This is a genomic window from Carboxylicivirga marina (genome assembly GCF_016612505.1).
Classification (GTDB): domain Bacteria; phylum Bacteroidota; class Bacteroidia; order Bacteroidales; family Marinilabiliaceae; genus Carboxylicivirga; species Carboxylicivirga marina.
This window is the reverse complement of record NZ_JAENRR010000119.1, coordinates 1-4,715: the sequence shown is the minus strand read 5'-3', so window position 1 is coordinate 4,715 and position 4,715 is coordinate 1. Positions and strand designations below refer to the sequence as shown.

Genomic DNA, 4,715 nt, shown 5'->3' with positions numbered 1-4,715 from the left:
ACCCAATAGATTATTTGAAAGAAAAAAGAAACCAAAGAAGTCTTACTCTATGAATTACAAACGATTATAAAGTCATGCTAACTAAACGACATTGAATCGCGATTATTTAAAAACTTCTATCTTTTGCTTTATAAAGAAAAATGAGCTTCAATAAGCGTTAAAAATAACGCCTTAGGATTGTTAATGTTTAGTTTGAAATGATTTCGAATAAATTTAGAACCAGTGCTTTGTAACCGTTCCGATGTTTGTGTTGTCTAATGTGTTGGAAAACAAATGCTTTTGTTAATTACTAAACGCAAATAACTGGAATAGTTACTAATTTAAATTTCCCAAGACATGAAAACAAACAAGATCACATTAATAGCATTAGTATCCCTGATATTGTGCTATTGCAGCCCTAAAGAACAGGTGCCATTTATGGCCGAAACACAGTGCCCGATAGAAGTTCCTAAAGAATTAATTGATAATGCAAAGTTCAAGTACGGTTATATCAAAGTACCCGAGTTTCATAAGCAGCCAAATGCTAAACAATTAGAATTGGCAGTTGCTGTTTTTAAGTGTTTGGGAGATTCAGCGACTCAGCCTCCATTTGTGCTAAATACAGGTGGACCTGGCTTATCTAATATTGATAATTTTCTTCCTATGTTTTCAGGTGAAGGTCAATTGTTTTTAGATAAAAGGGATATCGTTATTATTGAGTTACGAGGGTTGAAATATTCCAAACCCTACCTTGAAACACCTGAGATTATTAATCTACAGAACTACCTAATTGATAAGCATCTGACAGCAGATGAAACATTAGCACTTTATCGGGATAGCCTTCAGCTTGCATATAATCGATTCACAAATGAAGGTATCAATTTATCCGCTTTTAATTACAAAGAAACGGTTAGTGATATTGTTTATATAATGGAAGGTCTGGGGTACAATCAGTTTTCTTTGTTTGGTTCTTCTGCCGGTACGATTATTGCCCAGCAATTGATGATGGACTACCCGGAAAAAATTTCATCTGTCATGCTGAATGCCGTAGTGGATATGAAACATGCACTCAATAATGCTTATTTCACAACAATTGAAATGCTTGAGTCAATCTTCAATGAGTGTGAAACCAATGAAAAGTATGCCAAGGCATATCCAGATTTAAAAAAGCGTTTTCTGGCAAGACTTGACTACCTGAATGTACATCCAGATACAATTGTAGCCAAACGACCAGGGACAGATAAAGATTACCAAGTAGTGATAAACGGTAATAAAGTGAGCAGATGGTTGTTTTTAGATATGTACTGGAACACACAAACACCATTATCAATGCACCGAATTATTGAAGGTGATTACTCTGAATTAGTACAGCGGCCAGGGGCATTTTTTCCAATGGATGATTTTAGTAATGGATTGTCATTTAGTTCAATATTGGCAGGGTGGCCCAAGGCTGAACCATGGCAGATACCTGATGATGGAGAATACCACACTTTTATTCATGGCTTAAAGACAATGATGTTTGGTCCTTTATTTTTTAATGAATTGCGAAAGTTCTGGCATGTAGAAGATGCATCAGCACAGGTAAATACTATCGCTACTTATATTCCTACTTTAATGTTGAGTGGCAAGAGTGATCATGTTTGTCCGTATGGCTATGCGCAGAATCTTGCTGAGCAATTCGAGCTGGCCCATTGTTTTGTCTATGATGGTATTGCACATTCACCAGTTGATTATGGAAGTTGTGGCATTATGCTTATTAAGCAGTTTGTCGATAACCCTACAGGTCAACTGGACGCTACATGTGTTGATGAATTTAAAGGTGGATTTATGCTGCCTTAAATGCAAAAATCATAGGATGTGTAAATTCGTTCCATTGAGTTTGGATAATGGTAGATGAGCAGTTGAATGAATTAACTAAGCTATATGTGGTTTTGTAATGGTCATGTTTTCAGGTGTAGGTGGTTTATCACGACAATTGTCCAGCTTATAGTTTTTTCACCTTCATTCTAACGGTTTTATTTGAATTATAACTTTTTGAAAATTATTAAGTCAGCGTAAAAAAAGTGTATTCTATGATTCACGGTACATTATAGCAACCTCATTCAATTTAATATAGTTGCAGAAATCACCAATGTGAAAATCCGGTTATACAATTAAGTCCTGTTGGAGTTATCTGACAGGACTACTTTTTTATATCAATGAGTGTTTAACCATAGATATAGAAGTATACAAATGAATTATAGAATGCTTGATAAGATGGCGTTATTACAAAGGCGTTATTGTAGACTCAAGTGTATAAAGAATCAATCATGGAGGTACTGTTAATAAAAGTAGCAATGGATAATGAGTGTTCAATTTGCTTATTAAAAGTGACTTGCTTGAGTATGGATGTGTGCATAAAATTTATATATTTGTTCACACCCTGACTATTTCTGGTTTCAGTTTACGTTTAAAATTACATTATGAAAAAATTATTGCCCTTATTCGGTGTCATCCTAATCGTATTTGTATTGTCGTGTACGAAAGAAAATTCGATTGACAAATTAATTGTTGAACAGGACATGGAAGCTATTGCCATGGAAGGTATTGAAATGGCCGAGGTGGAAGAACGGATTTTCGGACAAATTGAAAATGTTACAGCAGGGGATATAGAGTCTGCATATCCATCAGCTTTTCAGTTAAAGTCATCCACAGCAGAAGTTACTTATCCGGTTAAAACAGTTGAGTATCCGGCAGCTCCTGCTAAGTGGCCGCGTATCATTACAGTTGATTATGGTCCTGAAAATATAATAGTTAGCACACGTTGGAGGGAGGGAATGCATTTAAGAGGTAAAGTGATTATTAAGAAAACAGCAGCCCATCGTAAAACAGGTTCTACCCGCACTGTGTCATTTAAGAATTTTTATTTTAATGATATGAAAATTGTAGGTTCTAAAGTTTATACCAACAAGGGACCTAACGAAGAAGGAAACCTGGTATTTAAATGGGTGGTGAACCTTAAAGCAACCGATGCTGATCATTTCTGGCGGAAAAGAAAAGTAAGAAAAGAAAGAGAATTGATTGACGAAGGTGAAACCAATAAATGGAAAGATAATCAGTTTATGATTACAGGTGAGGTGCATGGTTCCAACTCTAAAAAATGGGAACACACCAGAACGATAATAGAACCACTTCACCGACTTACCTGGTTTAAGTATCCAGTGAGTGGGAAAGTAGAAGTTGTTAATCCTAAAAGAACATTCTGGATTGATTATGGTCAAGGTTCTGAGGACAATATAGCCATTATGTCATACTACGATGAAGAGGTTCTAATTGAGAAAGAAATAACGCTTGGTAAGAAAAAGGATAAAAAGTAAGCAAAAAACTAATGCATTTTGAAGCTATCCCTATGGGATAGCTTTTTTTGTGCTCTTAATCTGTGGCCATTTTAACACATCATTAAAAGGATTTATTGCTAATATTGAGGCATTGCCTTTACCTGTCTCATAGGAATATGTCGTGATGTAACCATCATCTTCTATTTGTTGGCTTAGGTTTCCATTTTCATTATACGAAAAATTAATAGCATCTGTTTGTTCTATGAATTGTCTCAGTTTTCCGTTCGAATAGATAAGTTGACAGGCGTTTACTTGTATCCACTCACCATCATCATTTTTAATTGACTCAACAAGCTCTAGATGATTTTGACTTAGCTTATTAATGGACAATACGCGATTACAAACCCAAAGAATCATTTGCTCTATTTCATAATCTCGTATTTCAAAGATTAGTCCGTTTTTATAGAAGCACATAGTTTTATGGTCTCGTACATAGCTGTCGTTTGTGAGTCTCCAGTATACTTCATCTATGAATTTATTATTTCGATAAGTATAGGTATAGTAAGCTTCTTTAGACCAATGATTATCTTGCCAATTAAATATTGTACTTTGTTTAATTGTATCCTTATTCATTAATAACTGGACCTGGTTTTTATTATTCCATAAACCATCAATCACATGTTCTGTACTGATTGTTATCAGATTACCATCATATTCAATTATTGTATGTTCATCTTCATGCCATGCATTATCGTTATATCTATATTCCATAGTACTGGTAATACGTTGATTTTCATAAAAGAATTCAATTTTGTATTGCGGCATCTCGTTCTCATAACTGCTAATGAGTTTAATTCGGTTATTATCCACTACAGGTTCTACTGCTTCATCAAATTTACATCCATTGATCAACAATGTAACAGTTAGCAAAGTGATGAAAATTTTATAATAGCGATACATAACGGTGGTTTTAGTAGTAATAAAGGCTAGGCTTAATAGTGTTTGACTATGGTCAGTATACCGGGTCAAAAAAATGACGAGTAGTAAGAGCTTGACAGAGTTGCTACATTCCAAAGGGGTAGATTGTAATTATACAAAATTACGACTGTATAATATTGGTGTCAATGCTATGTGCTATTTGATCTGCTTGGGATAAAACTCCTTAGTCTTAACTCGTACCTGTGTTTTTAAGGAGAACAGCGAAGCTATTTTACCTGAAAGATGTCTCGACTTGCCACCAACTGATTCACCTTAGGCCTAAACAGACGTATCAAAATACCAGGAATTGTTAGTTGAAATCTTCAATTGCAATTGATTGGGTTATTATTCTAATTAAAATATCTTGGAGTTACCCCATTTTTTTAAGTAAATCCAAAAGTTAGCTGAGATTCCTTTCTTTGCTTATATGCCTTGGGTTTA

The 4,715-nt window shown here is 34.7% G+C and carries 3 protein-coding genes; 2 read left to right on the top strand and 1 reads right to left on the bottom strand.

Features of this window, described 5'->3' with window-relative positions; all coding sequences use genetic code 11:
- Positions 1 to 336: 336 nt before the first annotated feature.
- Entirely contained in the window at positions 337 to 1,818 is a 1,482-nt protein-coding gene (locus JIV24_RS21885) for an alpha/beta fold hydrolase (protein ID WP_200467216.1), read from the top strand.
- A gap of 623 nt (positions 1,819 to 2,441) precedes the next feature.
- Positions 2,442 to 3,335, top strand: a complete 894-nt coding sequence (locus JIV24_RS21880; RefSeq protein WP_200467215.1) for a hypothetical protein — start codon at positions 2,442 to 2,444, stop codon at positions 3,333 to 3,335.
- A 30-nt stretch (positions 3,336 to 3,365) separates the two neighbouring features.
- Here JIV24_RS21880 and JIV24_RS21875 read toward each other — a convergent pair whose 3' ends face one another.
- Entirely contained in the window at positions 3,366 to 4,256 is an 891-nt protein-coding gene (locus JIV24_RS21875; protein ID WP_200467214.1) for a hypothetical protein, read from the bottom strand.
- Positions 4,257 to 4,715: the final 459 nt, after the last annotated feature.

What these genes read in the sequence shown, in the direction of transcription:
- JIV24_RS21875 (WP_200467214.1), bottom strand. Translation starts at nt 4,256, where the DNA reads ATGTATCGCTATTATAAAATTTTCATCACTTTGCTAACTGTTACATTG.
- JIV24_RS21880 (WP_200467215.1), top strand. Translation starts at nt 2,442, where the DNA reads ATGAAAAAATTATTGCCCTTATTCGGTGTCATCCTAATCGTATTTGTA.
- JIV24_RS21885 (WP_200467216.1), top strand. Translation starts at nt 337, where the DNA reads ATGAAAACAAACAAGATCACATTAATAGCATTAGTATCCCTGATATTG.